Consider the following 26,996-nt stretch of genomic DNA (forward strand, 5'->3'; position numbering starts at 1 on the left):
GGGCGGCTGTCCCCCCGCCTGGGCAGGGGCGAAGAGGGGGCGGCCGGGTGGTCCGGCGCGGGCATCGTCCCCAGGTTCCACCTACCCAGTGACGCACGTCCGGACCGGGATGGCCGGGCAGAAAGGCAGCCGCAGATGGCATTCGGAACCGCGGAAGACCCCGGGCTCTCCATCACCCCCCACCTGGACTCGGTGGACTACCCGTCGACGCGGGAGGAGCTCGTCGAGGCCGCCGAGGACAGCGAGGCCCCCGTCAGCATCATCAACGTCCTCAAGTGCCTGCCGCGCACCGAGTACGCCTCGCGTCAGGATGTGATGAGGGACCTGGCGGAGGCGGCCAGGCGCTTCGCCCGGGGTGGGCTGCTGGACGACGACGGCGTGCGGCGAGACCGGCGCAACATCGGGCGGGACCTGGTGGAGAACGCCCCTGAGGGGTCCACGCGTCACCCCTGAGGTGTGAAGGGGAATGGAAGAAGCGCTCGCGGGCGCTGGCGGTTTCTGCCAGCGTTCGCGGGCGCATGCGTTCTGGTCTCCTGTGGTGCTGTCTGGTGCTGTCGCTGACGTCCGCGTGTCGGAAGGCGCCCCCGTTGCGGGTGCCCATCCCCGAGGCGACGCCTCGCGTGCGCGTCGCCTTCCAGCCCCCGGTCGACCGCGTGCTCACCGAGTCCCAGCGCGCCAGCCGCACGGTGGAGAAGGGCGGCTCCGCGGTGCGCGAGGAGGTGGAGCTGACCACCGAGTCCCGCTTCACGCCCTCCTCGGGAGGCTGGCTGCTGACGCAGGGCGTGACCCACGCGCGTCAGACGCGAGCGGGCGTGGAGGTGAAGAGCTGGGTGGATGACGTGCTCAAGCGCTTCATGCTGCGCGTGCAGCTCGCGGCGGATGGCGCTTTCGTGAAGCTGGTGTCGCCGGAGTCCGCGGGAGAGGCCGTGCGGCAGTCGGTGCCCCCGGGCGTGGACGCGGGACCCCTGGAGCGCTTCTTCCAGCCGGAGGTGCTGGAGGCGCGGACGCGGCGCGAGTGGGAGGCCAAGTTCGGCGGCCTGTTCCAGCGCTATGTGTCGGAGGGGCAACGCACCTGGGTGGTGGAGGTGCTGCCGGTGGGCGACACGCAGGTGGCCTATGTGCTGGAGCGCACCGTCCAGGGGACGCGCGACACCGAGTTCGGTGACGCGGTGGTGCTGAGCCTGCGGTGCCTGGACGCGGTGCCGGAGGACGGCCCGGACGCGCTGGAGGATGCGTGGGTGGTGGCGGGCCGGCCGGAGCTGACGCCGGGCGTGACGTGCCAGGGCGAGCAGGTGGTGGCGTACGGGCGCTTTGTCCCCGTGAGCCGCGAACTCACGGTGAAGGCCCAGGTGGACGGGGCCATGTGGACGTTGACGATGGAGTCGCGAGCGCAGGGGCTCCAAGAGGAGGCGCGATGAGCTGGGAAGAGAACCTCATCAAGGACGAAGAGGGCGTGGCGCGCGTGGTGAAGAACGCGCGTCGTGTCGCCGTGCTGGGGATGAAGACCGAGCAGCAGTCGGGGCAGGCGGCCTTCTATGTCCCGGACTACCTGGCGAGCGCCGGCGTGGACGTGGTGCCGGTGCCCGTCTACTACCCGGACGTGACGCACATCCTGGGCAAGCCCGTGTTCCGCCGGGTGGCGGACGTGCCGGGCGAGGTGGACGTGGTGGACGTCTTCCGCCGCGCTCAGGACATCGACGCGCACGTGGAGGACCTCATCGCGAAGAAGCCGAAGGCGGTGTGGTTCCAGTCCGGCATCCGCAACGACGCGGCGGCGGAGAAGCTGGCGCGCGCGGGCATCCAGGTGGTGCAGGACCGCTGCCTGATGGTGGACCACCGGCGCTACGGCGCCCGCTGAGCGCCGCCGCGCGAGGCCCTCTTCACCACTGGGCCTGGGCGAAGGGCACGGGAGGCCGCGAGAGGGCGACGCCCGTGGAGAGCCGTGCCTGGTCCAGCGCGTCGAAGCCGCGCTCCATGGTGGTGGGCGTCACCGGCGGCAGGTTGGAGACGACGACGTAGACGGGGATGCTGCGCCCCTCCAGCACGGTGAGCTGGAGGCGGAAGTGGTCCCTGCGCAGCGCGGCCGAGCCCGCGGCGAGCCCCTGTGCGTACGCCATGGGGCCTCCCACCACCTTGCGCGTCTTGCTCGGCAGGAAGTGCACGAGGATGGCGTCCAGGTCCTTCCCCGCGGCGCTGTCATGCAGCGACAGCGCGGGCGCCTTGTCCACCAGTCCGCCGTCCCAGTACAGGTTGCCGTCCAGCGGCACCGCGCGGAACAGGCCCGGATAGGCGCAGGTCGCGTGGACGCGCGGGGCCAGCTCCCCCGTGGTGAAGACGTCGTGGCTCCCCAGCGTGAGGTTGGCGCCGACGAGGAGCAGCGGGTGCGGCAGGTCCTCGAAGGAGCGCGCGCCCAGCGTGTCCTCCAGCAGCCGCCGGAAGCGCTCGCCCTTGAGCAGTCCCGTCAGGCCGTGGCCGTTGGCGTCCGCGTTGAGCACTGCGCCAATGGGGTCCGGGTCCCAGAAGTGGGCGCGCGTCTGGCGCAGCACCAGCTCTTCGATGGCGTGCACCGGCATCCCCGTCGCCGCGTACGCCGCCACCATGCCTCCCGCGGACGTGCCCGCGTAGGCGTGCGGCTTGAGCCCCGCGCCCGCCAGCCCCTTGAGAAAGCCTGCATGGCCGTAGAAGCCGAAGTAACCGGCGGAGAGGACCAGGCCAAACCGCTTTCCTTCGAGGAGCTGCTGCAGGGAGGGAGGTGCCATGTCCCACATCTACCACTGTCCGCGGGGAGTCATGCAGTGCGTCGAAAGTCCGCTGGTATCCCCGGTGGCATCGACGTATGTTGATGCGGCGATATGGAAGCTCTGTCCCAATCCTTCCGGGCGCTCGGCGACCCGACGCGGCTGCGCATCCTCCGGCTGGTGGCGGAGGCGCCGCTGAACGTGACGGAGCTGGTGTCGCTGGTGGGCGTGGCCCAGTCGTCGGTGTCGCACCACCTGGGGAAGCTCAAGGGGCTGGGGCTCATCCGCGAGGAGCGGCAGGCGGGCTTCAGCTACTACTCGCTGGCGCTGGAGGGAGATGACTCCCGCTGGCCGCTCATCCGGCTGGCGAGGGAGGCGGAGGACGCGGCGGGGGACTCGGCGCGGCTGCAGGACTTGCTGCGCGCCCGAGCCGACCGTCAGGCCCTCAACGAGCGGCTCCTGGAGCCGGGGCAGTCGTGGTCCTTGTGGGCGGGCGCGCTGGCGTCGCTGCTGCCGCCGCTGGACGTGGCGGACTTCGGCTGTGGCACGGGCGTGTTGAGCGTGGCCATCGCGCGGTGGGCGCGGCACGTGTGGGCCATCGACCAGAACGCGGACGCGCTGGAGCAGGCGCGGGCCCGGGCGGGGAGCGAGCGCGCCGGCAACATCACGTTCCTGGGTGAGGACCTGCACCGGCTCTCGTTGACGTCGGGGCGGATGGACCTGGTGGTGATTTCGCAGAGCCTCCACCACGTGGAGTCCCCGGACTCCGTGCTGGCGGAGGCCTGGCGGCTGCTCAAGCCCGGCGGCCGGTTGGTGCTGTTGGAGTTGATGCCGCATGACGAGCGCTGGGTGGTGGAACGGCTGGGCCACCGGCACCTGGGGTTCGAGCCCGCGCAGCTGGAAGCGGCACTGGGCGCACAGGGCTTCGCGTCCCTCACCCGTGAGACGCATGCCCGCGACGGGGCCAGCCCCTTTCGAGTCTTTCTGCTGACTGGAGTGAAGCCATCATGACGAACCCGACCCCCGCGGCCCTGCCGCCCCCTGCTGGAGAGAACGGTCGCCGCGTGGAGGCCCTCCGCGCCGCCATGCGCGAGCGGGTGCTGGTGTTGGACGGCGCGATGGGGACGTTGCTCCAGCAGAAGGACTTGAAGGCCGCGGACTTCGGCGGCGCGGAGTACGAGGGCTGCAACGAGAACCTGGTCCTCACGCGGCCCGAAATCATCCGGGACATCCACGCGCGCTACTTCGCGGCGGGCGCGGATGTGACGGAGACGGACAGCTTCGGCGGCACGCCGCTGGTGCTCAACGAGTTCGGCCTGGGGCACAAGGCGCTGGAGATCAACGAAGCCTCCGCGCGGCTCGCCCGCGAGGCCGCCGCCGAGGCCGAGGCCCGGGACGGACGGATTCGCTGGGTGGCGGGCTCGGTGGGCCCCACCACGAAGGCCATCAGCGTCACGGGTGGAATCACCTTCGAGGAGCTGGTGGACAACTTCGCCGTACAGGCCGAGGGCCTGGTGCGCGGCGGCTCCGACTATCTGCTGGTGGAGACAGCGCAGGACACGCGCAACGTCAAGGCGGCGCTGTTGGGCATCGACCGCGCGTTCCACAAGCTGGGCTACGCGGTGCCCATCGCCGTGTCTGGCACCATCGAGCCCATGGGCACGATGCTCGCGGGGCAGAGCGTGGAGAGCCTGGCGACGTCGCTGGAGCACTGGGACCTGCTGTACCTGGGGCTCAACTGCGCCACGGGTCCGGACTTCATGACGGACCACCTGCGCTCGCTGTCGGACCTGAGCTCCTTCCCCGTGTCGTGTGTCCCCAACGCGGGCCTGCCGGACGAGAACGGCCACTACCTCGAGACGCCGGAGATGCTCTCGCGCTCGCTGCGGCGCTTCTGTGAGCAGGGCTGGCTCAACGTCGTGGGCGGGTGTTGCGGAACGCAGGAGGGCCACATCCGCGCGCTGGCGCAGGCGGTGAAGGGCCTCAAGCCGCGCACGTCCGTGGCGAAGCCGCGCTCGACGCTGTCCGGCGTGGACTACCTCGACGTGACGGACGAGCTACGCCCGGTGATTGTCGGTGAGCGCACCAACGTCATCGGCAGCAAGAAGTTCAAGGAGCTCATCGTCGCGGGGCAGCTGGAGGACGCGTCCGAAATCGCGCGCGCGCAGGTGAAGCGCGGCGCCCAGGTCATCGACGTGTGTCTGGCGAACCCGGACCGCGAGGAGCTGGAGGACATGCGCCAGTTCCTGGACGTCGTCGTCAAGAAGGTGCGCGTGCCCTTGATGATTGACTCCACCGACGAGCGCGTCATCGAGATGGCCCTCACGTACAGCCAGGGCAAGGCCATCATCAACTCGGTGAACCTGGAGGACGGCGAGGAGCGCTTCGAGAAGGTGGTGCCCTTGGCCCGCCGCTTCGGCGCGGCGCTGGTGGTGGGTTGCATCGACGAGATTGGCATGGCCGTGACGCGCCAGCGCAAGCTGGAGGTGGCGGAGCGCTCGTTCGACTTGCTCACGCGCAAGTACGGCATGCGGGCGGAGGACCTGTACTTCGACCCGCTCGTCTTCCCGTGTGCCTCGGGTGACGCGCAGTACACGGGCAGCGGCGTGGAGACGGTGGAGGGCGTGCGGCTCATCAAGCAGCGCTTCCCGCAGTGCCGCACCGTGCTGGGCATCTCCAACGTGTCCTTCGGCCTGCCCACCGCGGGCCGCGAGGTGCTCAACTCCGTCTTCCTGTACCACTGCGTGCAGGCGGGCCTGGACATGGCGCTGGTCAACTCCGAGAAGCTGGAGCGCTACGCGTCGCTGCCGGAGGAGGAGCGCACGCTGGCGGAGGACCTGCTCTACAACCGGGGCACGGACCCGGTGACGCCGTTCGCCGCGCACTTCCGAGAGCGCAAGGCGGCCAAGGTGCAGGTGAGCACGCTGCCACTGGAGGAGCGGCTCCAGCGCTACATCATCGAAGGCTCGCGCGACGGCCTCTTCGCGGACCTGGAGCTGGCGCTGGCGAAGTACGCGCCGCTGGAGATCATCAACGGCCCGCTGATGAAGGGCATGGACGAGGTGGGCCGGCTCTTCGGCGCCAACGAGCTGATTGTCGCGGAGGTGCTCCAGAGCGCCGAGGCGATGAAGGCGGCCGTGGGCTTCCTGGAGCCGCACATGAGCTCCGCGAAGGCGGCGATGCGCGGCAAGGTGGTGCTGGCCACGGTGAAGGGTGACGTCCACGACATCGGGAAGAACCTGGTGGAGATCATCCTGGCCAACAACGGCTTCCAGGTGGTGAACCTGGGCATCAAGGTCCCGCCCGAGCAGCTGGTGCAGGCGGTGCGTGAGCACCGGCCGGACATCCTCGGCCTGTCGGGGCTCCTGGTGAAGAGCGCGCACCAGATGGTGGCCACGGCGGAGGACCTGCGACGCGCGGGGGTCGACGTGCCCATCCTGGTGGGCGGCGCCGCGCTCAGCCGCAACTTCGTGGACCGCAACATCGCCCCGGCGTACGGCGCCGGGACGGTGGCCTATGCGCAGGACGCGATGAGCGGCCTGGACCTGGCCAAGCAAATCGTGGAGCCCTCGTCGCACGAGCGGCTGCGCGGAGAGCTGGCCGAGCGTCGCGTGAAGCTGGCGCAAGAGGTGAAGGAGCGTCCTCGCACGGAGGCTCCCACGTCGCGCGTGCGCAGCGCGGAGGTTCGCGTGCTGGACACGGTGCCTCCCGCGCCGGACTGGGAGCGGCACGTGCTCACGAACACGCCGCTGGACCACATCTGGAAGTTCATCAACCCCGTCATGCTGTACGGCCGTCACCTGGGCCTGCGCTCGTCGTCGCGCGCGCTGGGCACCCCCGCCGAGGCGGAGCTGGCGAAGACGGAAGAGGGGCGCAAGGCGCTGGCGCTGAAGGAGGCCGTGGAGGAGCTCAAGGGCATGCTGCGCGGGGGCCTCATGCACGCGCGCGCCGTGTTCCAGTTCTTCAAGGCGGGCAGCGACGGCAACCGCGTGGTGCTCTTCGACGGGACGACGGGGCGCGAGGCCGCGTCCTTCGACTTCCCCCGCCAGGAGCGTGAGAACGGCTTGTGCCTCGCCGACTACCTGCGTCCGCTGGAGAAGGGCGTTCCTTCCGACAACGTGGCGATGTTCGTGGTGACGGCGGGCTCGGGCATCCGCGAGCTGGCGGAGGGACTCAAGGCGAAGGGTGAGTTCCTGAAGATGCACGCGGTGCAGGCGCTCGCGCTGGAGACGGCGGAGGGCTACGCGGAGCTCCTGCACACGCAGCTTCGCAGCATGTGGGGCACGCCGGACCGTCAGGACATGACGATGTTGGAGCGCTTCCGCGCGGAGTACTCGGGCAAGCGCTACTCGTTCGGCTACCCCGCCTGTCCTCGGCTGGAGGACCAGTCGAAGCTCTTCACGGCGCTGCGCCCGGAGGAGATCGGAGTGCAGCTCACCGACGGCTGCATGATGGAGCCGGAGGCGTCCGTGTCCGCCATCGTCTTCCACCACCCGCAGGCTTCGTACTTCTCCGTGTCGTGAGCCCACGGGGGGTGACGCCTGGGTGCGGGGTCGTCAGAACCGCGCGCCCAGGCTGAGTCCGACGGTGACCAGGTCGCCATCGCCCGCGTCACCCGGCGCCAGGTCTCCGCCGATGAGGAGGCGGTAGGTGGCGCGAGCCCCGGCCGTCACCCCGTTGTAGCGGTAGTCGAGCCCCGCGCTGAGCGGCACCTCCGCGACGAAGGTCGTGTCGAGCTGGCGCTGGTTGGCGGGGGGCGTCCCATCCAGGTAGCTGGCGCCGATGCCCGCACCCAGGAAGGGCTTCCACTGTCCGCCGAGCGTCGGCCCCACGGTGGCCATGGCGGCCAGGCTGTGGCGCCAGAGCCGGGCCTGGTGGACGTCCTTGACGTCGTTGACGGAGCCCTCGTAACCCAGTTGCAGTCCCAGGAGCGGGAGCACCTGGGCCTCCGCGTCGACGCCCAGGAACGTGCCCAGGTCCAGCGTGTCACCCAGGTGGCCGGTGTAGACGGACAGGCCACTTCGGACGGTGATGCCTCGGGAGTCGAACTCGGGGGCGGGCTGCTGGCGGGTGTCCTCGCTGCTCCGGGCGAGGGAGGGTGCGGTCCATCCCAGGGCTGCCACCAGGACGCCTGCTCTCCAGCTTGGACGCGGCATGTCGGATTCCTCCTCGCAAGGGTGCCCCTGGGGGGCCCTGGCAAGGATGAGGTCGCCCCGTTTGGAGAAGACCCGACGCCCGGGGGGCCCCGAGGCACCCCGCTGGAAGAGGGAGCGAGTAGACTCGCCGGCCATGAGCGCGCCGAACATTCGCCGAGCCGTCCAGCTCCTGCCCGCGTGCGCCACCACGGGCATCGGGAGCCTTCCGCACACGCAGGTGGAGCTGGGGCTTCAAGTGGCCCTGTCCATGGACATCCCCTTCTTGCCGCAGCTCCCGGTGGGCAAGCCCTCGGAGCTGATGATTCCCGCGGCCCTGGAGGGGCTGCCTGGCTTGAGCTTCGACGACGAGGGGCTGTGTACGGTGGACCTGCGCGCCTGGGAGTCGGGGCGCGCGGAGTTCGAGGCGAAGGTGGAGTCGGCGCTCTCCGCCGGTGCGCTGGAGGCGTACGAGCCTTCGCCCGAGGCGTGCCGCGCCTGGCGGCCCTTCCTGTGGGAGGTCGAGCACCGCAAGCTGGCCTTCGCGAAGGTGCAGCTGGCGGGGCCGTTCACGGTGCGCTCGGTGGCGCGCACGGACGCGGGGCTCTCCGCGCTGGAGGTGCCCGGGCTGGACCAGGCCATGTTCCGGCTGCTCCTGGCGCGCTCGCTCGCCATGGTGAAGGCGCTGCGTCGCGTGGGCACCACGCCGCTGTTCTTCCTGGATGAGCCCGGGCTGTTCGCGTTCCAGCGCATGAACCCCAGGCACCTGCTGGCGCTCCAGGAGCTGCGCTTGTTGGTGGTGGCGCTCCAGCGAGAGGGGGCGCTGGTGGGCCTGCACTGCTGTGGCAACACGGACTGGAGCGCGCTGCTGGACTCGCAGCCGGACCTGCTGTCGTTGGACGTGCGGCTGTCGTTGGACGCGATGCTGGAGGAGAGCGAGGCGCTGGAGCGCTACCTCGCGTCGGGCGCGACGCTGAGCCTGGGCATCATCCCGACGGACCTGGCGTCGACGTACGAGGTGACGGAGCTGGCGGACTCGGTGGAGGCGTCGTTGAAGGCGGCGCTGCCTCGTGGCTTCACGTTCCCTCGCGTCGTGTCCACGATGTTGCTGACGCCCGCGTGTGGCCTGGCCATGCGCACGGTGCAGGACGCGGAGCGCATCCTCGCCGAGCTGAAGGTGGCACAGCGCAGGCTGCGTGGAGCGCTCGACGCGGAGCGTCCCGTGTTGCACTCGCCGCCTCCGCACTGAGCGCGGCGCGCTTACTGGCGGCCGAGCTTGAGCTCGCGCTCGGCCTGGGCCCAGTCCTGCTCGTGGCTGCCGTGAAGGCCGCCGCGGGCCATGAAGATTTCGTAGGCCCGGCGCGAGATCTGCTCGTGGGTGATGACATTCCGCGAGCCGTGCGGCTCGGGCGCCTGTTCCGAGGACTGTGGCGCTGCCCTCGGATGAGAGTGGGAGCCGCTGCTTCGTGCCATTCGAGTGCCCTCCGACGAAAAAGGCGCGCGAAGCTTGGGACTGGGGTGGTGGCCGCGAAAGCGACCCGAGGTGGCGGGGGTTGTCGATGCAACACGACGCCCCAAGTCCTGTCGCGGGGTGGACAGGCGGGTCGTGAGACGCGGAAGTGACGTGACAAACGCGCAGGGACTCAGGCGAGCGCGGTCATCGCCGCTTCCAGCGCGCGCTGCATCGCGGTGCTCATGCCGAGGGTCGCGGCCTCGGCGGGGGTGCACCAGCGAAGCTCCTGGAAGGACTCGGAGCGCGAGGGCCGCTGCGGGCCGGACACGCGATACAGGCGCAGCGTGAGGTCGCGGTGGGTGAGCTGGCGCTTCACGGTGCCGAGCTGGGACTCCAGTCGCACGCCCGCACCGAGCGCGGCGGTGAGGCGCAGCGTGGTCTCTTCGGGCGTGGCGTCGTCATCCACCTCGGCGGCGGGGAGCTCCCAGAGTCCGCCGAAGAGGCCCGAGTCCGCGCGTCGAGCGAACAGGAGTGTGTCCGCGTGCGACCACACGGCGAGGGCCAGCGTCAGCTTCTTGGGGGTGGCGCGCACCTTGGCGGGCGGCAGCTCGTCCACGCGGCCCTTGCGGAAGGCGGCGCAGGCGTCGCGCACGGGGCAGAGGAGGCACAGCGGATTCTCAGGACGGCATGTGGTGGCGCCGTGCTCCATGAGGGACTGGTTGAAATCGCCGGGCCGTTCGCCCTTCACGAGCAGGGCGGCGAGCTCCCAGAGCGTGGCCTCGCGCTCGCGGTCACCGGGAGGGCCTTCCACCTCGAAGAGGCGGGAGAAGACACGGGCGACGTTGCCATCGACGAGGGGGGCTTCTTCGCCAAACGCGATGGAGGCGACGGCGCCGGAGGTGTAGCGGCCGAAGCCGGGAAGGGAGAGCAGGGCCTCGGCGGTGGAGGGCAGCTTGCCGCCGAAGCGCGACACGATCTCCTGCGCGGCGCGGTGCAGGTTGCGAGCGCGGCTGTAGTAGCCCAGGCCCTTCCAGCCCGCGAGCACGTCGTCGAGAGGCGCGGAGGCCAGCGCGAGCACCGTGGGGAAGCGCGCGAGGAAGCGTTCCCAGTAGGGAATGACGGTGGCCACCTGTGTCTGCTGGAGCATGACCTCGCTCAGCCAGATGGCATACGGGTCCTTGGTGCGGCGCCACGGCAGGTCGCGCTTGTTGCGGTCGTACCAGCCGAGCAACGGGGCGCGGATGGACGCGAGGTGCGCGGCGGTCGGCGTCACCGCGAGGACTCGAGCTGGGGCTGCACTTCGAGCGGGCCGCCCCCTGCGCGCTGGAGCCTGCGTGGACTGAGTCGACGGGGCAGCGGGCAACACAGGTGAGGGCGGTGCTGATGCGGCGTCACGAGGAGGCCGCCCCCGACGCGCTGGCGCCTTCGTGGCTTGAATCGACGGGGCATCGGGCAACACAGGTGAGGGCGGTGCTGATGCGGCATCGCGAGGAGGCCGCCCTCGGCGCGCTGGAGCCTTCGCGGACTGCGTCGACGGAGCTACGGAGTCACCGGGAATCACCGGTGGGATCGGTGCCGGTGCGGCGTCATGAGAAGGACGATGCTGCGCCATCGCGACACTCGGTTCGGTGCCAGTCCGCGCGGGTGCGGCCATTCCGGTGAGCGGAAGCGTGGCTTCGTGTTGCGCGGTGCGCCTGCGGGGGCTCATGCGTCCTTCTTCACCGGGTTGGCCATGCGGTGGGCGATGCGGTCGAACAGGCCGGGGACGAACCGGTTGGCCAGTACCATGATGCGGCCGGGGAGGGTGAGGATGGTGTCTCGCCGTCCGCGCACGCTCGCGCGCACCATCTCGTTCGCGACCTCTTCCGCCGACATGGCCTTCAGCGGAACCGCCTGCTGTGCCCAGCCCTCCGCGTTCATGCGGTGCTCACGGAACTCGCTCTCGGTGAGTCCCGGAGACACGAGCAGCACGCGGATGCCCTCGGGCGCGAGCTCCGTGCGCAGCGACTCCGTCATCGCGTTCACCGCCGCCTTCGACGCGCAGTAGCCACCCAGCAGCGGCAGTCCGCGGTGCCCCAGCACGGAGCTGACATTCACCACCTGCGCTCCACGTCGCCCGCGCAAGAGCGGCAGCGCGGCCCGCGTCACCCGCCACAGCGCGAACACGTTGAGCTCGAACACCTGCCGGAGCTGCTCCTCGCTGATGGACTCCAGTGGCCCATACAGCCCCAGCCCCGCGTTGTTCACGAGCACATCCAGCCCACCGAAGGCGCCGTGCACCTCGCGCATGAGGCGCTCCACGTCCTCGCCGCGTGTCACGTCGCACCGCACCGCCAGTCCCCGGACGCCCAGCGCCTCGACTTCACGGGCCGCGTCCTCCAGCCGCTCCATCCGCCGAGCCGCCAGGACGACATGGGCCCCCGCCTGGGCGTAGGCCCTGGCGGCCGCGAGCCCGATGCCGCTGGAAGCCCCGGTGATGAGGACCACTCGCTCCTGGAAGGGTCGGGTCTTCATGGTGGCGGGACCATACTCCCAGGGTTTCCCACCCGGACTGTCATTCAACCCACGCCGAAGGCTCGATTCCCCGCCTGTTCCCCTTCTTGCGGAACGAGCGAACGCCTAGGATGCGCCGCCTCCATGCGGCGCCCCACCCTCAGCAACGACTTCTCCTGGTCCAAGAGCCGCCACGAGAAGTTCTCCGAATGCCTGCGCTCCTACTACTTCTACTACTACGGCTCCTGGGGTGGCTGGGTGGCGGACGCGCCGAAAGACGTGCGGGAACTGTACGTCCTCAAGAAGCTGGCCAACCGCTTCAGTTGGGCCGGCAGCGTCGTGCATGAGTGCATCAAGGACGTGCTCCTGGACTGGAGAGCCGGCCGCGTGGTGGACCCCGCCGTGGTGGAGGCGCGCGCGCGCAAGCTGATGCAAGACGACTTCCGCCACTCGCGCGGCAAGGCGTACTGGACGCAGAAGTACCGCAAGCAGTTCACCGGGCTCGTCGAGCACGAGTACGGCGAGGCGCTCCCCGACGAGGCCTGGAAGCAGAACTGGGAGACGGTGCGCTCGGCGCTGGCGTGGTTCTTCACGTCGCGCTGGCCGGACCTCTCGCGGAGCCTCAAGCCCGAGCAGTGGCTGGAGGTGGACGCGGGCTTCGACTTCGCCCACTTCACGCTGGAGGGGCTGAAGGTGTTCGCCATCCCCGACTTCGCCTTCGTGGACGCGGACGGCACACCCGTGGTGGTGGACTGGAAGACGGGCAAGTCGCGCGACGGCTACGACGAGCAGGTGCTGGGCTACGCCCTCTACGTCTCGCAGCGCTACCGCTTCCCGGTGGAGAAGATTCGCGCGTCGCTCGTGTACCTCAACGAGGGCAAGGAGCAGGACGTCCACGTGGACATGAGCGCCATGGCGTCCTTCCAGAAGCACTTCGACACGAGCGTCGCGAAGATGCGGGCGCTCTTGAAGGACCCCGCGACGAACACGCCGCTGGAGATGTCCGCGTTTCCGCCCTCGGAGTCGCTGACGCCCTGCGTGCGCTGTGTCTTCCGCAGGCCCTGTGGCCGCGAGGCCGCGCTCGCCGCGCAGCCACCGGCCCAGTCCGTGGCGTGAGCCTCTAGCAGGGTGTTGAAGAAGCCCGGTTTGAAGGCATGAGACCGGGCCTCTCCGTGCCCTTCGTTCTCAACCTTGTCATCCAAGCGAGGCGGAGGGCGAAGGGCGCCTATTATGCGGCAACCAGCCGCGCCATCCGCACCAGGTTGTACGCGGCGCCTACCAGGTAGGCCGCCAGTTCCGTCCGCTCCCTGCCTTTGAAGCGCGTCTTACGGAAGCCGCCCACCGTCTTCATCCAGCCCCAGACTTCTTCGATTCGTTTCCGTATCCGCTGGCTGAGGGCGTATCCGGCAGGCCTCGTCGTTCGCCTGTCGATGGCCGAGCGCCGTCGAGTATCCGTCGTCTGCGCAATGTGAGGCGTCACTCCCATGCGCCGGCAGTCCGCGACGAAGTCCGCCGTGTCGTAGCCCTTGTCCGCCCCCACCGAGCGCGCGCGTTTCGGGACTTCAGCCCCTCGAGCATCATCACCGCCGCGTCGCGCTCGGCGAAGCCATTCGCCGGCATCACCGCGAGGTCCACGAGCAGCCCGTTGCGATTCTCCATGACGCCATTGAGGCTGTAGGCCAGCCGCGCCTCCTTGCCGTTGCCCTTGCGCGCAAGCGTTGCCTCCGGGTCCGTTGTCGAGGCGTGCGTCGCGTTGCCCCTCTTCTGCCCGTGGAAGTTCACCGTCGGGTTGCCCTTGTCGTCGGGCGGCTCCTTCTTCTCGTCCTTCGGGCGGAACGACTTCAGGGATGCCCAGGCCTCAATCAGGCTGCCATCCACGCTGAAGTGCTCGCTGCTGGTCAGCCCCGCGCTTTGCGCCTGACTCATCACCGCCAGGAAGAATCTCCGGGCGACGTCGTGCTCCAGGAGCCGGTCCCGGTTCTGCGAGAAGGTGCTGTGGTCGAAGGAGGCGTCCTCCATCCCCATGTCGAGGAACCACCGGAAGAGGAGGTTGTAGTCGAGCTGCTCGCAGAAGAGCCGCTCGCTTCTCACCGAGTAGAACGCCATGAGCAAGCAGGACTTCAGCAACTGCTCCGGCGGGATGCTCGGCCGGCCGGTGTCGCTGTACATCGCATCAAACGTCGGCGAGAGCGCCGCCAGCGCGGCGTCCGCCATGTCCTTCACCCTGCGCAGCGGATGGGCCGCCGGGACTCGGTCTCCCGGCGTCCTCAAGCTGAACAGCGTCGTCTGCTGCTTGGGCCGTCCGCGCATCGCTGCCTCCGATGCGCGGAGGACACCACGTCACAGTGCGGGGGGTCGATCCCTCGGAGGGGTTTCTCAACACCCTGCTAGCGCGTGGAGGCCAGCCGGCGAATCACGACGCCGGCCGCGTTCATCCCGAAGCACGAGGTGACGAAGGACACGCTGCCGTCGATCTGCGTGCGGTGGTCACACGTGTGGAAGTCGTTGTCCTGCGGGCACACGCAGAGGAAGCCGTCGGTGGCGTCGTCGTAGTTGAGGGCCACCGGCATCCGCCGCGCTTCGATGGAGTACACGGCGGTGATGCCCGTGTGCCGGTCCGTCTCCACGCCGTACTTGCGCTTGAGCAGCTTGCGGATGTCCTTGGCGAACGGGTCCATGTGCGTCTCGGACAGGTCCTCCACGCGAATGGCCGTGGGGTCCAGCCGCGCGGCGGCGCCCATGGAGCTGACCACGGGGATGCCCAGCGACACGCAGCGGTGCAGCAGGTGCAGCTTCGCCTTCACGTTGTCGATGGCGTCGACGACGAAGTCGTACTGGCCGGGCTGGAGCATCTGCTCGGCGACCTCCTCGCGGTAGAACTCGCGCACGGCTTCGATGCGCGCCATCGGATTGATTTCGCGGCAGCGCTGCGCCATCAGCTCCGCCTTGGACTTGCCCACGCCCTTCACCGTCGCGTGGAGCTGGCGGTTGGTGTTGGTGACGCAGACGTCGTCATGGTCCACCAGCGTCAGGTGGCCGATGCCGCTGCGCACCAGGCCCTCCGTCGCATAGCTGCCCACGCCGCCCTGGCCGAACACCACCACGCGCGCGTTGGCCAGCCGCTCCATGGCCGTGTCACCCAGCAGGCGGCCCGTGCGGTCGAAGCGCCGGGACAGCTTGAAGGGCCGGGCGAGCGAGCCGTTGGCGTCGGTGCCGGCGGCCGCCGGGGCGGGCGGAGTCTCTGTCTCGGAAGGGGCGGGCGGTGGGGGCTGCGGATTCATGGAGGTCCTCTATAACGCGACCGCTTGCCTACCGCGAAGCGCGGGGGAAACCTTCCCGGAAGAAGCGGCGGGCGTTCTCGGTCGTCCGGTGGGCGACCTCGTCGGCGGGCTCTCCTCGCACGCGCGCCATTCCCTCCAGGATGTGGGGCAGGTAGGCCGGCTCGGAGCGCCCGCCCCGGTGGGGGGTGGGGGCCTGGTCGGGTGCGTCCGTCTCCGCCATCAGCCGCTCCAGCGGAATGGCGCGCAGCGCGTCCAGGGGCTTGCGCGCCTCCGCCCACGTCACCGGGCCCGCGAAGGAGAAGTGGCAGCCCTTCTGGAGATAGAAGCGCGCCAGCTCCACGCCGCCGCTGTAGCTGTGCATGAGCGCGCCTGCTTCCGGCAGCTCCTCCTGCTTGAGCAGGTCGATGAGCGCGGGATGGAGTCGGTGACAATGCATCAACACGGGGAGCTGGTGCTTGCGCGCGAGGGCGAGGTGGCGTCGCAGCACGGACAGTTGCCGCTCCAGGGGCGCCCCCGGAAGCGAGGGACCGTCCAGGCCACACTCGCCCACCGAGGTCGCGCCGCCCTTCGACAGCAGCGCGTCGAGCAGCTCCAGCGCCGCGTCGTCCTGGTCCGCGGGCATCTGCGGAAGCATCTGCGGATGGATGCCCAGGCCCACCTGGAGGCGAGCGTCCTGGCGGTTCAGCTCGAGCAGCGGCTCCCAGTCATGAGGGCCCACGCCGGGGATGACGATGCCTTGCAGGCCCGCGGCCCACGCGCGCTCCAGCACGTGGTTCCGGTCAGTGTCGAAACGTGTCGCATCGAGATGGCAATGGGTGTCGATCATTCATCACGCCCTGGAGGGTCGCCGTTCAATCAGGGACACGCATGAGGAACCCCTCCCCGGGGAACCATCCCAGTCATTCCGCGCGAGCCTATACCCCACATGCATTTTGGAGGGGCATTATGAAGAAGCGAGTCGTTGGCGTGTTGGGGTGCGTGTTGTTGATGCTCTCGACGGGGTGCAGTGACGAGTGCGTCGACCAGTTCGATTGCCGGCGCGAGAAGGGGGACCCGGCGGAGGGGCAGGAGTGGTTCTGCAACTCGGACGAGAAATGTGAGCAGCGTCCCATCGTGGAGCTTCCGCTGGAGCCCGACGCGGGCGAGGCGGACGCGGGGGTTCCAGACGCGGGCGTGCCGGACGCCGGGGAGCCGGATGCGGGAGTGGATGGTGGTGGACAGGGCACGGGCGGGAAGGGCGAGGCCTGCACCACCTCCGCGGACTGCACGTCGTCGCTGCGCTGCGAGGGGGCTCCCTCGACCTGCCAGGCGATGTGGGTCGCGGTGACGGGGCGCGATGATGGTGGCACGTCGAAGGCGCTGGTGATGCGCTTCGACACGCCGGGAATCACCTCGCTGACGGAGGGGAGCGCGGACAGCCGTTATCCGCGGTGGTCTCCGGGCGGCACGCACGTCTCGTTCGTGCAGGGCGCCGTCGACTCGTCGGGCAAGAAGGTGGCGGGCGAGCTCACGGTGCGGGACGTCCCGCTCGTGGCCGGGCAGTCGGTGGTGGTCGCGGACGGTGGCTCCGGGGACACGGAGAGCTTCCGCTCCACGGAGTGGGAGCCGGGTGCGGCCATCGCGTATGTGCGGCAGAACGCCAGCCAGCGCTCGGGCATCTCCACGGTGGCGCCGGGCGCGAGCGTGGCGCAGGTCACCACGACGGGGGCCTTCCCGGACTGGTCTCGAGACGGCTCGACGCTCGCGTACAACGTGACGGAGGAGGGGCTGTTGACGGTGAAGCCGGGCGGCTCGCCGACCCCCGTGGCCAACGCGGACAAGAGCTCCGAGCAGCCGCACTACAACCGCGCCAATGAGCAACTGCTGTACCTGGCCAACCCCGCGGGCGAGTTGGAGACGTTCGAGGGGGAGAGCCTCCCCACGTCGCTGTTCCGCCTGTACAACATCGACGTGACGGGCGGCGGACAGCCGCAGCTCGTCGCGGATGTGACGACGGAGTCCTCCACGGGGGGCGACGTGAAGTCGTTCATCGCCGCGCCCACCTGGGCGCCGGATGGGAGCTGGGCCGCGTACGTGCGCGCGTACTACTTCAAGCCGACGTCCGGGAAGCCGGTGCTGTGCGGCTCGCTGGTGTCGCCCTGCCAGTCGCGCCCTGGCAACGTCATCTTCCTCAAGCGCATCAACCCGGCGGACGGCACCGCGTCGGGGGACGAGGTGCGGATCGCGGATGACGGCACGCTCCCGTCGTTCTCGCCGGATGGCCGCTACATCGCGTTCATCAAGGGCGGGCAGCTCCAGATTCAGCAGCTGGACCCCGCCGCGGGCACCCTGGTGAACGCCCCCGTCGTCCATCCGAAGGCGGGCTTCACGCTCCAGACGGGTGACAGCGACGACCACCGGCCGCGCTGGCAGCCTCGGTAGCGGAGTGTCTCGAGAGGTCCGCGCCCCACGGCCTGTCCGGGGCGCGGGCCTTCCATCCTCCGTGCGCGACGCGGTGGGCCTTGCGGCTCCAAGGGCTCCAGGAATAGGGAGGGCCCCTGGCCCGGCTTCGGGCCCCTGCCCGGAGGCCGAGGATGAAGCGTCAGTCGATGTTGCTGGGAGCCCTGCTGTTCGTGGGTTGTGCCACCGTGCCGGCGACGCCGGTGGACTCGGGGAGCGGCGGCGGCGCGGCCGCTGACCCGCACCCGGACGCGGAGCCTGTGCGCCTGGAGACGCGGGCGGGCACCTTCCTGGTGCACCCGAACAACGCCGAGGACTTCGCCCGGGCGCTCGCGGGTGAGCCCACCCAGCAGCGCTACACCACGGGCGTGCTCATGGCGGGAGAGTAGCGAGCCTGTCCCGCGCTGGAGTTCAGCCCTCCACGACGATGCGGCGGCCCAGCGCGCGGGTCATCTGGGGCGAGGTCATCAACTCCAGCGCCTCACCCAGCTCCCCGCCGGCCGTGTCGAAGGCCGCGGCGATGATTTCCCCCACGGTGAGCTGGGCCCGCTCCGCGGCCACGCGGGCCCGCTGAGCTGTCCGGCGGAGCGCGGGCATCACCCGGCGGCCCTGCCGTCGAACCGTGACGCTCTTGCGTGTCGTCCTCTTGGCCATGTGTTCCTCCCACCGCGCGGTCTCCATGCGGGTGAGTACACCTGGGGTCTGACATATGCAGACGAGGTGCCAGTGGGACGCCCATCCAACAGGTAACGTGCACTACGGGTTTTCCCTGTCATGAGGCGGGGTTCTGCGTTCGCGTCTTCTTGCCCAACGTCAGGACCCGGAAACGATTCCTCGTTCTGTCGAGTTTTTTCGTTCATCCAGCCCTGCAATCTCGACGTTTCGTTCAAGAGTCCAAAGTCGATGAGAAGCAGCGAGACATGAGAGTCCTCTCGGTCTCGTGCGACTCGGGGGTCTGGTGAGCCCCGCCCTCGAGGGCGAAAATTTGGCAGTCGAGGGTGCGGACTGACGCCGTCGTCATGCCGGGGTGTGAGGGGAGTGTGGGCGGTGCGGTATACGCCGTGACATGCCTCAAACACTTTGTCCGAGCTGCGGACACAGCCCCATTCCCCGGGGCGCCGCGGCCTGTCCCGCATGTGGCGACCCGTTCGACCATCTCCCCACGTACAAGAAGGTGGGCCGCACGCGGCTGGACCGGTTGGGCGACGCGGTGGACGACGACGCGACGGTGTTTGGCGGTGACCTGGTCACCAGCGCCGTGTCGGCGCATCCCGGGCCGGTGGCGGCGGTGTTGGGGGCGGGGGCGCTCGCGTGGTTCCTGCGGGCGGGAGGCGTGGTGGGCTCGCTCCAGGACCCGTCGTGGACGTATGGGCTGGTGGCGTTGGACCTGGTGCTCGCGCTGGTGCTGGTGCTGAACCGAGGCCCCGTGAAGGGCATCGCGCAGGCGGGCCTGGTGGTGCAGCTGGGGATGACGCTGTGGCTGGCCCGGGCCTCGCCGACGGCGCCGGTGCATGTGGCGTATGGGCTGTTGGGCCTGGTGGCGCTGTCGCTGGTGATGGGCGAGCCGGGCGTGGTGCGGCGCTACCTGAGCATGGGGTTGGGCTTGTGCCTGGCGCTGGTGTCGGGCCTCTTGCTCGCGATGCCTGGCGCGCTGACGTCTGGAGGGGGCGTGCGGCAGCTGCTGGTGGGCAGTGAGCTGGGGTATCGGCTGGAGCTGCCGGTGGGGTGGGAGCGGCTGACGCGCGAGCAGCTCGCGACGCACATGGTGCTGCCCCCGGCGACGGTGGGCGGGAGCGCCGTGGGGTTCGGTGACTCGGCGCGAGGGCGCTACGGGATGTTGTGGGTGGAGCGCGGCTCGGGCGTGACGCTCGCGACGGGGTGTCAGGAATTGTTGCGTGCGATGGGGGGAAGCCCGGGGTTGGACGCGAGCCGGCCCGTCGTGCCCGCGGCGCTGGGGAGCCGGACGCAGTTCCATGGGCTGAGCACGTCGAGCGGAGCGCGAGGCACGCTGGGGTGTGGACTGCTGGCGGATGGCCGACTGGTGGGGCTGGCGGTGGTGGCGGCCGGGGCGGCGGATGTTCAGGCGGGAGACGCTCAGGGCTCGGCGGCCTTCGCGGCGGTGGGCGAGGGGCTCGTGTTGCAGTAAAGGGGCGCCGCCATGAACGTCCAGGTCCTGTTCCACGACAACTGCTTCGACGGTGCCGCGAGCGCCGCGGTGTTCTCCCGCTTCTACCGGGAGCGCGTCCGTGCCGACGCGGCCTTCCGGTATCAGGGGCTGAACCACAAGCCCGGCGCGGAGGGCATCGACCCGGCGGTCTTCACGGGCGAGGAGAACGCCATCGTCGACTTCCGCTACAGCCAGGATGCGCGGCTGACGTGGTGGTTCGACCACCATGCCTCCGCGTTCCAGCAGCCGGGGGACGAGGCGCACTTCCGCGCGGACTCGAGCGGGCGCAAGTTCCACGATGCGCACCGCAAGAGCTGCACGAAGTACCTGGCGGACGTGGCGCGTGAGCGCTTCGGCTGGGACTCGGCGCCCCTGGCGGACCTCATCCACTGGGCGGAAATCATCGACGGGGCGCTGTTCCCCTCGCCTCGGATGGCGGTGGCGCTGGAGGAGCCCGCGCTGCGCATCATGACGGTGCTGGAGGCGACGAAGGACTCGGCGCTCATCCCCGAGGTCATCCGTCGCATGCAGACGGAGTCGCTCGCGGACATCGCCGCCTCGCCGCTCATTGCCAATCCCTTGGCACCGCTGCTCGCGCGTCATCAAGGGAACATCGAGCTGGTGCGCGCGAAGGCCCGCTACGAGCGAGGCGTCGTCTTCTTCGACCTGGTGGACGAAGGGGTGGACAGCCTCAACAAGTTCATCGCGTACGCGCTCTATCCGGACGCGCGCTACACGCTGTGGGTGGGGAAGGGCGCGTCGCGCGCGAAGGTGTCGCTGGGCTCCAACCCGTGGAAGCCGGAGCTGCGCCAGCATGACTTGTCCGCGATTGCCGGCCGCTTCGGCGGGGGAGGCCACCCGGTGGTCGCGGCGGCCAGCTTCAAGGCGGACCAGTCGGACAAGGCCCGCGCCGCGTACCAGGAGATTCTCGCGGAGCTGTCCACCGCGGGCTGACGCCCGGCGGGGCGGGCGCTACCGGCGCTCGAAGAAGGTGAAGCCCGCCTGCCGCAGCAGTCGCACCACCATCACCATGGGGAGACCCTGCACGTTGGAGCGGTCTCCCTCCAGCCGCGCCAGCAGCGCCTGTCCGGCGCCTTCCACGCGGTAGCTGCCGCAGCAGCCTTCCCACTCGTTCAGGTCCAGGTAGCGCTCCAGCTCCTCGGGCGTCACGGCATGGAACGTGAGGCGAGCGGTCTCCAGGCCCTCGAAGAGCTGGCCTCCAGGGCCCATCAGGCAGACCCCGGTGTGGATGTCATGCGTCTGCCCGAGCAGCCGGGTCAGCTGGGCGCGAGCGGCGCTCCGGTCCTCGGGCTTGGTGAGTGTCTGTCCATGCACCTCCACGAGCTGGTCGGCGCCGAGCACCCACGCCTCCGGGTTGCGCGCATGCACCGCGCGAGCCTTCCGCTCGGCCAGCTCCCGCACGGCTTCCTTCGCGGAGTGAAGGGAGGACACCTGCTCATCCACGCCGGGGGATTGGGTGCGGTAGGGCAGGCCCAGTCCGTCCATGAGCGCGCGGCGGGCACTGGAGGTGGACGCCAGAATCAAGTCTCTCATCGCGGCACCCAGCCTAATGCACCAGGAAGGGCGAGGGCGATGTTGCCCGCTCAGCGGGCGTGCATGTCCCCGCTTCCCGGCCACGAGGGGATGCCGTAGCCTGACGCCCCATGTCGCGGCGTGGTCTGCTCGCCCTTTTCCTCATTCTCACCGCCTGCAAGCGGAGCACGCCGGCCCCCACGACGGGAGACGCCGGACTGCCCGAGGTGTCCTCCGTCGTGCGAGCTCCAGCCGCCAACGCGGCGCCCGTGGAGGTGGGGGAGGGCGCGGCGAAGCCGGTGAAGCCGCTCGCGGTGTGCCGGGCGAAGGGGAGCTCCCCCCTGGACGCCGCCCGGAGCTACTACGACGGGGGCCGCTTCGAGGAGGCCCTCTCCTGCGCGGCGCAAGCCGCGGCCCAGGAGCCGGACCTCGCCGCGGCCCACGCCGAGCGAGGTGTCGCGCTCGCCGCCCTGGGGCGCGAGGCCGAGGCGCAGCTCGCCTTCTCGAGGGCGCTGGCCATCGACCCTGGCGACTCGGATGCGCTCCTGGGGGCCGCGCACCTGTACGCGGTGCAGCTGCCCTCCACGCGTGAGCGCGACGAGCTGGGCACGCTCTACGCCGAGCGCGGCCTGTCGCAACCTGGAACGCCGCCGGAGCTCATCCCGCATCTGGCGCTGGTGGCGGCCATGGCCTTCAACGACCTGGGCCAGGCGGAAGAGGCCCTGGCCCGAGCCGCCATCGTCCTCGCCAGGGACCCCGCCAGCCGCGAGGCCCTCTACGAGCGGGCCCTGGCGCTCTTCGAACTCTGCCGCTTCTCCGAGGCGAAGACCGCCTTCCAGGGCCTCATCAACGACCCGGAGCGGGCCGCGCACGCGCACCAGCACCTGGGGCTCCTCCTGGAGCGCGAGGGCAAGTGGAAGCAGGCGCAGGCCCACTTCGACAAGGCCCGCGGCCTCGCGCCCGAGGACTTCCCCTCGCCGCCCATGCCGACCGAGGACGCCTTCCGCCAGGACGTGGCCCGCGCCGTGGCCGAACTGCCCGCGGACATGCGGGGAGACCTGGAGGGGGTCCCCGTCTCCGCGGAGGAGCTGCCCGCGGAGGAGGACCTGCTGGCCAACCAGCCGCCCCTGTCACCCACCATCCTGGGGCTCTTCCGGGGCCCGCCCCTGGGGGCGCCGTGCGACGGCTCCGAGTCGCCCTGCCGCTCGGTGGTGCTCTACCGGCGCAACCTGGCGAGGGCGGTTCGCACGCCCGCCGAGCTGAATGAGCAGATTCGCGTGACATTGCTGCACGAAATCGGGCATCTGCGCGGGGAGGACGACGAGGAACTGGCCGCGCGCGGCCTGGAGTGACGCACATGGCCCCCCCAGCAGCCCTTCCGGTGGCACGCACCACGCCGAAGGGCGCGAAGTCGCTGCGCCAAGGCAACCCCTGGCTGTACCGCACCGAGCTCGCCGCTCCGCCCGACGTGAAGGGCGCTGGAGCGGTGGTGCTGGTGGTGGACTCGCAAGGCAACCCCATTGGCCAGGCCCTCTACGCCAGGCGCTCCCCGCTGGCCCTGCGCCTGCTGACGCGCAAGGGCCCCGCCGAGGAGCCCGTCAACGACGCCTTCTTCCGCCGCCGCCTGGAGGCCGCGCTCGCCCGCCGGTCGATGCTGTCCCACCGGGATGGCCTGCGCCTGGTGCACGGGGAGGCGGACCTGCTGCCCGGCCTCTTCGTGGACCGCTACGGCTCCGGCCTCACCCTCCAGACGCTCTCCGAGGGCATGGACGCGCGCAAGGAGTCGCTCGCGAAGGTGCTGGTGGAGCTCACCGGCGCCACGCACGTGGTCTGCCGCGACGACGCCTCCGGCCGCGACTTCGAGGGCCTGCCGCGAGAGTCCCGCTTCCTGCACGGCCAGGGCGACGCGCGCTTCACCTACCACGAGGGGGAGAACCGCTTCACCGTGGACCTGCTGGGAGACATGAAGACGGGCGCCTTCCTGGACCAGGTGGACAACCACCTGCGCGCCGGAGAGCTGGCGCGAGGCGAGTCGCTGGACCTCTTCAGCTACCACGGAGGCTTCGCGCTGGCCCTGTCGCGCAACAGCACCTCGGTGGTGGCGGTGGAGCAGGACGAGAAGGCCGCCGCGCGCGCCCAGGAGAATGCCCGCGTCAACGGCCGGGACAACGTCCGCGTGGAGCACGCGAATGCGTTCGACGTGCTGCGCCGCTTCGACACGGAGGGCCGGCGCTTCGACACCATCGTGCTGGACCCGCCGGGCCTGGCCAAGCGCCGCGAGGGCCTGGCCACCGCGCTGCGCGCCTACCACGAGCTCAACCTGCGCGCCTTCCGCTGCTTGAAGCCCAACGGCCTGCTCGTCACCTGCTCGTGCTCGGGCAAGCTGGACCGCGCGGGCTTCGAGGAGATGGTGCTCGCCGCGGCCATGGACGCGAAGCGCCCGGTGCAGATCCTGGAGCGCCGGGGCGCGGGGCTGGACCACCCCGTCCTGGGGGGGCTGCTGGAGACGGAGTACCTCAAGGCCCTCTACGTGCGCGCCCTGTAGCGCGCACGGGCAGGGGAGACATCAGGGCAGGCCCAGCTCCTTGCGCAGCTTGCCCACCACCTTGAAGTACTCGGTCCGGGAGAAGGGGACGTTGAGGATGTGGAAGTCCTTCTTCGCCAGCCCCACGCAGCCGAAGCAGTAGTTGCAGTCCTGGAGGTTGCGCGACAGCACCAGGTAGGCGCTCGTCGTGCAGTTCTCGCTCTGCACGCAGTAGGCGCACGCATGACAGCTCTTGCAGTCCACGCAGTGCGAGCAGTTGTTGCACAGCTCGCACCGGGTGCAGTGGGTGCATTGGAAGCAGCTGTCGCACTCCTTGCAGAACATGCAGTTGGCGCAGCGCTGACAGCCCTCGCACGCATAGGAGCCGGGGTTGCCCGGGTCCGACGCGTAGCTCTTGGTGAGTCGCTGGAGCTGCTCCAGGAACTCCCGCTTGCCGAGCGAGGCCACCAGCTCGCGAGCCACCTTCTCCTCCGCGAGCGGGTCCACTGCCTCGGCTCGCGTACCTTTCTCCTTCGCCACCCGGGACACTCCTTGCCCTCGTTCGGGGCTCACTGAAGCTTGGCCAACCCGGCCAGGTCGATTCCTCGCGCCACCCGCCGCACCTCCACCGTACCGGGGAAGCCTCGGCTGGTGATGGCCACCACGAAGCGCTCCCCCACCAGGAGGTTGGCTTCCGCCAGCGCCTCTTCCGCGTCGTACCTCACGAAGCCCACGGCATCCTGCCAATGGATGGGCGCCGTCGGGTCGCTGGGTGCTTTCTCCTTGGCTCGCTCCGCCGCGTCGCGGATGGCCTGGCCAATCTTCCCGCCCATCGTGGTGTCCACGATGCGCACCTTGACCTCTCGCCCCTCACCTCGGGTGAACAGGCGCTCGGCTTCGGAGACGGACACCTCGCCGTACTTGCCGGTGGAGCCCTGGGTGCGGGCCACCGTGAAGCCCTCCAGGGCCTCTGGCAGGAACGGGGCCAGCGACTTGAAGTAGACGCAAGGCGCGCTGGCGGCGGGGACGGAGGTCTCCACCTCCGGGGAGGCGGCATCCCGGTTCAAACATCCGACACCCGGGGCGAGCGCGAGCAGGGCGGCGGCGAGGCGGAGGAGAAAGTTGTCGCGCACGGCCGAATCAAAAGGTATCCCCGGCCCGCGCGCAATGGACCTCTCGAAGCTCAACCCTCCTCAGCGCGAGGCCGTGGTCACCCTCCAAGGGCCCCTGCTGGTCCTCGCGGGCGCTGGCAGCGGGAAGACCCGCGTCATCACCCACCGCATCGTCCACCTGCTCAACGAGCGGCCAGACCACATCCTGGCTCGCAACATCCTGGCGGTGACCTTCACCAACAAGGCGGCCTCGGAGATGAAGGAGCGCCTGGTCCACATGGCCGGGCCTCGGGCACAGGGCGTGCTGGTGTGCACCTTCCACGCCTTTGGCGCGGAGATGCTCCGCGAGGACATCCACCGGCTGGGGTGGCCCAAGAAGTTCGCCATCGCGGACATGGGTGACCAACTGGCCATCATCCGCCGCGCCATGCGCGAGCACCGCATCGACGACCGCGCCTTCGACGCGCGCAAGGTGCTCACGCTCATCTCCAAGGCGAAGAACTCCGGCGCCGCGCCGGAGCCCAAGCCGGAGGGGATTGGCGACGACTACGACCTCATCACCCACATGGTCTACCCGGACTACCAGCTCGCGCTGAAGGCGCAGGGCTCGGTGGACTTCGACGACCTGCTGCTCCTGCCCTCGCGCCTGCTGCGTGAGCACTCGGACCTGTACCTCAAGTACACGCACCGCTTCCGTTACCTGCTGGTGGACGAGTTCCAGGACACCAACCTCGCCCAGCTGGAGCTGCTCAAGCTGATGGCGGGCCAGTCGCGCAACGTGTGCGCGGTGGGGGACGACGACCAGTGCATCTACTCGTGGCGCGGCGCGGAGGTGCGCAACATCCTCAACTTCGACGACTTCTTCCCGGGCGGGAAGGAAGTGCGCCTGGAGCAGAACTACCGCTCCGTGCAGATGGTGCTGGACGCGGCCAACGCCGTCATCGCGAAGAACCCCGAGCGCAAGGCCAAGCAGATGTGGACCGACCGCAAGGGCGGTCCCAAGGTGAAGGTCGTCGCCTGCCCCAACGACGAGGAGGAGGCCCGCTTCGTCGCCCACGAAATCCAGAAGCACATGTCGCTGGGGGTGCCCGCGGATGACATCGCGGTGCTCTACCGGACCAACGGCCAGGCGCACCCCATCGAGGAGATGCTGCGCGAGAAGAACATCGGCTACGAGGTGGTGGGCGGCAGCGAGTTCTTCGACCGGCGCGAAGTGAAGGACGTCATCGCGTACTTCAAGGTCATCGTGAACCGGCTGGATGAAATCTCGCTCATGCGCATCATCAACGTCCCGTCGCGCGGGATTGGTGACGTGACGGTGGAGCGGCTGCACGGGCACTCGCGCGCCGAGGGCGTCACGCTGTGGACGGTGATGCGCCGGGCGACGGAGTTCGACGACCTGCCCCCCGGCGCGGGCGAGAAGGTGCGCGAGTTCGTGGAGCTCATCGAGCGCTACCGCGCCGCCTACGAGCAGGGGCAGCTGGCCACCGTGACGCGCAAGCTCCTGGAGGAGATTGGCTTCCGGGACGCCACGCGCGCGCATGCCACCAGCGCCACCAGCGCGGACAAGAAGCTCAAGAGCGTGGACGGCGTGCTGGACTCGCTCGAGCGCTTCGAGAAGCGCGAGGGCCCCAAGGCCAGCCTCCTCACCTATCTGAACCGGCTGAGCCTGGACAACCGCCAGGAGGACGAGGAGGAAGTCCCCGGCGCCAAGGGCCGCGTCACCCTGATGACCATCCACTCCTCCAAGGGCTTGGAGTACCGGCTGGTCTTCTTCATCGGCATGGAGGAGGACCTGATGCCCCACGGGGGCATGCAGGGCGAGGCGCAGAACCTCGAGGAGGAGCGCCGCCTCTGCTACGTGGGCATCACCCGCGCGAAGGAACTGCTCTACCTCACCCGCGCCGTCACCCGCGTGAAGCGCGGCAAGGAAGTCCCCAGGACGCCCTCCCGTTTCCTGGAGGACCTCCCCGCCGAGGTCTCCGAGGTCATCGCCATGGATGCACCGCGTCAGGGCGAGCCGACCAAGGAGGAGAAGAACTTCTTCGCCAACCTGAAGGAGCGCTTCAAGAAGCCGACCCCTGGGGCTGCCCCCGGGGGAGGGGGCGTGCCTGGGAGGTAGGT

At 69.9% G+C, this 26,996-nt stretch carries 25 protein-coding genes and 1 pseudogene; 14 read left to right on the top strand and 12 right to left on the bottom strand.

Going from position 1 to position 26,996, the window contains the following annotated elements; genetic code table 11:
• Positions 1-135 precede the first annotated feature (135 nt).
• The 3 genes from MYSTI_RS11085 (at position 136) to MYSTI_RS11095 (ending at position 1,858) form a co-directional block, all read left to right on the top strand.
• A complete protein-coding gene (locus tag MYSTI_RS11085; RefSeq protein WP_015347837.1) occupies positions 136-453 on the top strand; it encodes a DUF2795 domain-containing protein in 318 nt (105 codons plus the stop codon).
• A gap of 65 nt (positions 454-518) precedes the next feature.
• Entirely contained in the window at positions 519-1,418 is a 900-nt protein-coding gene (locus tag MYSTI_RS11090; RefSeq protein WP_015347838.1) for a hypothetical protein, read from the top strand.
• The gene (locus tag MYSTI_RS11095) at positions 1,415-1,858 is read left to right on the top strand and encodes a CoA-binding protein (RefSeq protein ID WP_015347839.1); all 444 of its coding nucleotides are present in this window, start codon (positions 1,415-1,417) and stop codon (positions 1,856-1,858) included. Before MYSTI_RS11090 ends, MYSTI_RS11095 begins: the two co-directional genes overlap by 4 nt.
• Positions 1,859-1,880: 22 nt before the next feature.
• On the opposite strand, the gene MYSTI_RS11100 is transcribed toward MYSTI_RS11095, so the two are convergent.
• Positions 1,881-2,759 carry a patatin-like phospholipase family protein gene (locus MYSTI_RS11100; protein WP_084668312.1) on the bottom strand — a complete coding sequence of 293 codons (879 nt, stop codon included), beginning with the start codon at positions 2,757-2,759 and terminating at the stop codon, positions 1,881-1,883.
• A 93-nt stretch (positions 2,760-2,852) separates the two neighbouring features.
• On the opposite strand from MYSTI_RS11100, the gene MYSTI_RS11105 reads away from it, so the two are divergent.
• Positions 2,853-3,749: an ArsR/SmtB family transcription factor gene (locus MYSTI_RS11105; RefSeq protein WP_015347841.1), complete on the top strand. Its 897-nt coding sequence runs from the start codon at positions 2,853-2,855 to the stop codon at positions 3,747-3,749.
• On the top strand, positions 3,746-7,261 hold the full coding sequence (gene metH, locus MYSTI_RS11110; protein ID WP_015347842.1) for a methionine synthase: 3,516 nt from the start codon (positions 3,746-3,748) through the stop codon (positions 7,259-7,261). Before MYSTI_RS11105 ends, metH begins: the two co-directional genes overlap by 4 nt.
• A 33-nt stretch (positions 7,262-7,294) precedes the next feature.
• Here metH and MYSTI_RS11115 read toward each other — a convergent pair whose 3' ends face one another.
• Positions 7,295-7,894, bottom strand: coding sequence for an outer membrane beta-barrel protein (locus MYSTI_RS11115; protein ID WP_015347843.1), 600 nt, complete (start codon positions 7,892-7,894; stop codon positions 7,295-7,297).
• 133 nt (positions 7,895-8,027) lie between these two features.
• On the opposite strand from MYSTI_RS11115, the gene MYSTI_RS11120 reads away from it, so the two are divergent.
• Positions 8,028-9,119 (top strand): uroporphyrinogen decarboxylase/cobalamine-independent methonine synthase family protein, encoded by a 1,092-nt coding sequence (locus MYSTI_RS11120; RefSeq protein WP_015347844.1) that lies wholly within the window; start codon positions 8,028-8,030, stop codon positions 9,117-9,119.
• An 11-nt stretch (positions 9,120-9,130) separates the two neighbouring features.
• Here MYSTI_RS11120 and MYSTI_RS11125 read toward each other — a convergent pair whose 3' ends face one another.
• The 3 genes from MYSTI_RS11125 to MYSTI_RS11135 all read right to left on the bottom strand — a co-directional run bounded on the left by MYSTI_RS11125 (position 9,131) and on the right by MYSTI_RS11135 (position 11,837).
• Positions 9,131-9,343, bottom strand: coding sequence for a DUF2934 domain-containing protein (locus tag MYSTI_RS11125; RefSeq protein ID WP_015347845.1), 213 nt, complete (start codon positions 9,341-9,343; stop codon positions 9,131-9,133).
• 170 nt (positions 9,344-9,513) lie between these two features.
• A complete protein-coding gene (gene mutY / locus MYSTI_RS11130) occupies positions 9,514-10,596 on the bottom strand; it encodes an A/G-specific adenine glycosylase (RefSeq protein WP_015347846.1) in 1,083 nt (360 codons plus the stop codon).
• Positions 10,597-11,027: 431 nt separating this feature from the next.
• Positions 11,028-11,837: an SDR family oxidoreductase gene (locus MYSTI_RS11135; protein WP_015347847.1), complete on the bottom strand. Its 810-nt coding sequence runs from the start codon at positions 11,835-11,837 to the stop codon at positions 11,028-11,030.
• A 123-nt stretch (positions 11,838-11,960) separates the two neighbouring features.
• Here MYSTI_RS11135 and MYSTI_RS11140 point away from each other — a divergent pair, with 123 nt between their 5' ends.
• Positions 11,961-12,932, top strand: a complete 972-nt coding sequence (locus MYSTI_RS11140) for a PD-(D/E)XK nuclease family protein (RefSeq protein ID WP_015347848.1) — start codon at positions 11,961-11,963, stop codon at positions 12,930-12,932.
• Between the two features lie 112 nt (positions 12,933-13,044).
• Here the strand turns inward: MYSTI_RS11140 and MYSTI_RS11145 are convergent.
• From MYSTI_RS11145 to MYSTI_RS11155, 3 genes and pseudogenes are all read right to left on the bottom strand, one after another.
• Positions 13,045-14,126: pseudogene (locus MYSTI_RS11145) on the bottom strand (IS5 family transposase).
• A 77-nt stretch (positions 14,127-14,203) separates the two neighbouring features.
• Entirely contained in the window at positions 14,204-15,097 is an 894-nt protein-coding gene (locus tag MYSTI_RS11150) for a tRNA threonylcarbamoyladenosine dehydratase (RefSeq protein ID WP_015347851.1), read from the bottom strand.
• A gap of 28 nt (positions 15,098-15,125) precedes the next feature.
• A complete protein-coding gene (locus tag MYSTI_RS11155; RefSeq protein WP_015347852.1) occupies positions 15,126-15,923 on the bottom strand; it encodes a TatD family hydrolase in 798 nt (265 codons plus the stop codon).
• A gap of 119 nt (positions 15,924-16,042) precedes the next feature.
• Between MYSTI_RS11155 and MYSTI_RS11160 the strand changes: the two genes are divergently transcribed.
• Both MYSTI_RS11160 and MYSTI_RS11165 read left to right on the top strand, forming a co-directional pair.
• Complete coding sequence (locus MYSTI_RS11160; RefSeq protein WP_015347853.1) at positions 16,043-17,518, top strand: TolB family protein; 1,476 nt, start codon at positions 16,043-16,045, stop codon at positions 17,516-17,518.
• Between the two features lie 152 nt (positions 17,519-17,670).
• On the top strand, positions 17,671-17,925 hold the full coding sequence (locus MYSTI_RS11165) for a hypothetical protein (protein WP_015347854.1): 255 nt from the start codon (positions 17,671-17,673) through the stop codon (positions 17,923-17,925).
• A 22-nt stretch (positions 17,926-17,947) separates the two neighbouring features.
• Here MYSTI_RS11165 and MYSTI_RS11170 read toward each other — a convergent pair whose 3' ends face one another.
• Complete coding sequence (locus MYSTI_RS11170; protein WP_015347855.1) at positions 17,948-18,190, bottom strand: hypothetical protein; 243 nt, start codon at positions 18,188-18,190, stop codon at positions 17,948-17,950.
• 412 nt (positions 18,191-18,602) lie between these two features.
• Between MYSTI_RS11170 and MYSTI_RS11175 the strand changes: the two genes are divergently transcribed.
• Positions 18,603-19,682 (top strand): zinc ribbon domain-containing protein, encoded by a 1,080-nt coding sequence (locus MYSTI_RS11175; RefSeq protein WP_015347856.1) that lies wholly within the window; start codon positions 18,603-18,605, stop codon positions 19,680-19,682.
• Positions 19,683-19,694: 12 nt separating this feature from the next.
• Positions 19,695-20,657, top strand: a complete 963-nt coding sequence (locus MYSTI_RS11180; protein WP_015347857.1) for a hypothetical protein — start codon at positions 19,695-19,697, stop codon at positions 20,655-20,657.
• Between the two features lie 18 nt (positions 20,658-20,675).
• On the opposite strand, the gene MYSTI_RS11185 is transcribed toward MYSTI_RS11180, so the two are convergent.
• Entirely contained in the window at positions 20,676-21,257 is a 582-nt protein-coding gene (locus MYSTI_RS11185; protein WP_015347858.1) for a Maf family protein, read from the bottom strand.
• A 110-nt stretch (positions 21,258-21,367) separates the two neighbouring features.
• Here MYSTI_RS11185 and MYSTI_RS11190 point away from each other — a divergent pair, with 110 nt between their 5' ends.
• Together MYSTI_RS11190 and MYSTI_RS11195 are read left to right on the top strand one after the other, a co-directional pair.
• Positions 21,368-22,588, top strand: coding sequence for a metallopeptidase family protein (locus tag MYSTI_RS11190; protein WP_015347859.1), 1,221 nt, complete (start codon positions 21,368-21,370; stop codon positions 22,586-22,588).
• Between the two features lie 5 nt (positions 22,589-22,593).
• A complete protein-coding gene (locus tag MYSTI_RS11195) occupies positions 22,594-23,781 on the top strand; it encodes a class I SAM-dependent rRNA methyltransferase (RefSeq protein WP_015347860.1) in 1,188 nt (395 codons plus the stop codon).
• A 21-nt stretch (positions 23,782-23,802) separates the two neighbouring features.
• On the opposite strand, the gene MYSTI_RS11200 is transcribed toward MYSTI_RS11195, so the two are convergent.
• Complete coding sequence (locus tag MYSTI_RS11200; RefSeq protein WP_015347861.1) at positions 23,803-24,300, bottom strand: hypothetical protein; 498 nt, start codon at positions 24,298-24,300, stop codon at positions 23,803-23,805.
• 29 nt (positions 24,301-24,329) lie between these two features.
• The gene (locus MYSTI_RS11205) at positions 24,330-24,893 is read right to left on the bottom strand and encodes a hypothetical protein (protein WP_015347862.1); all 564 of its coding nucleotides are present in this window, start codon (positions 24,891-24,893) and stop codon (positions 24,330-24,332) included.
• A 34-nt stretch (positions 24,894-24,927) separates the two neighbouring features.
• On the opposite strand from MYSTI_RS11205, the gene MYSTI_RS11210 reads away from it, so the two are divergent.
• Positions 24,928-26,994 carry an ATP-dependent helicase gene (locus MYSTI_RS11210; RefSeq protein WP_015347863.1) on the top strand — a complete coding sequence of 689 codons (2,067 nt, stop codon included), beginning with the start codon at positions 24,928-24,930 and terminating at the stop codon, positions 26,992-26,994.
• The last annotated feature ends 2 nt before the right edge of the window (positions 26,995-26,996 follow it).

The sequence above is a fragment of the Myxococcus stipitatus DSM 14675 genome (assembly GCF_000331735.1).
Classification (GTDB): domain Bacteria; phylum Myxococcota; class Myxococcia; order Myxococcales; family Myxococcaceae; genus Myxococcus; species Myxococcus stipitatus.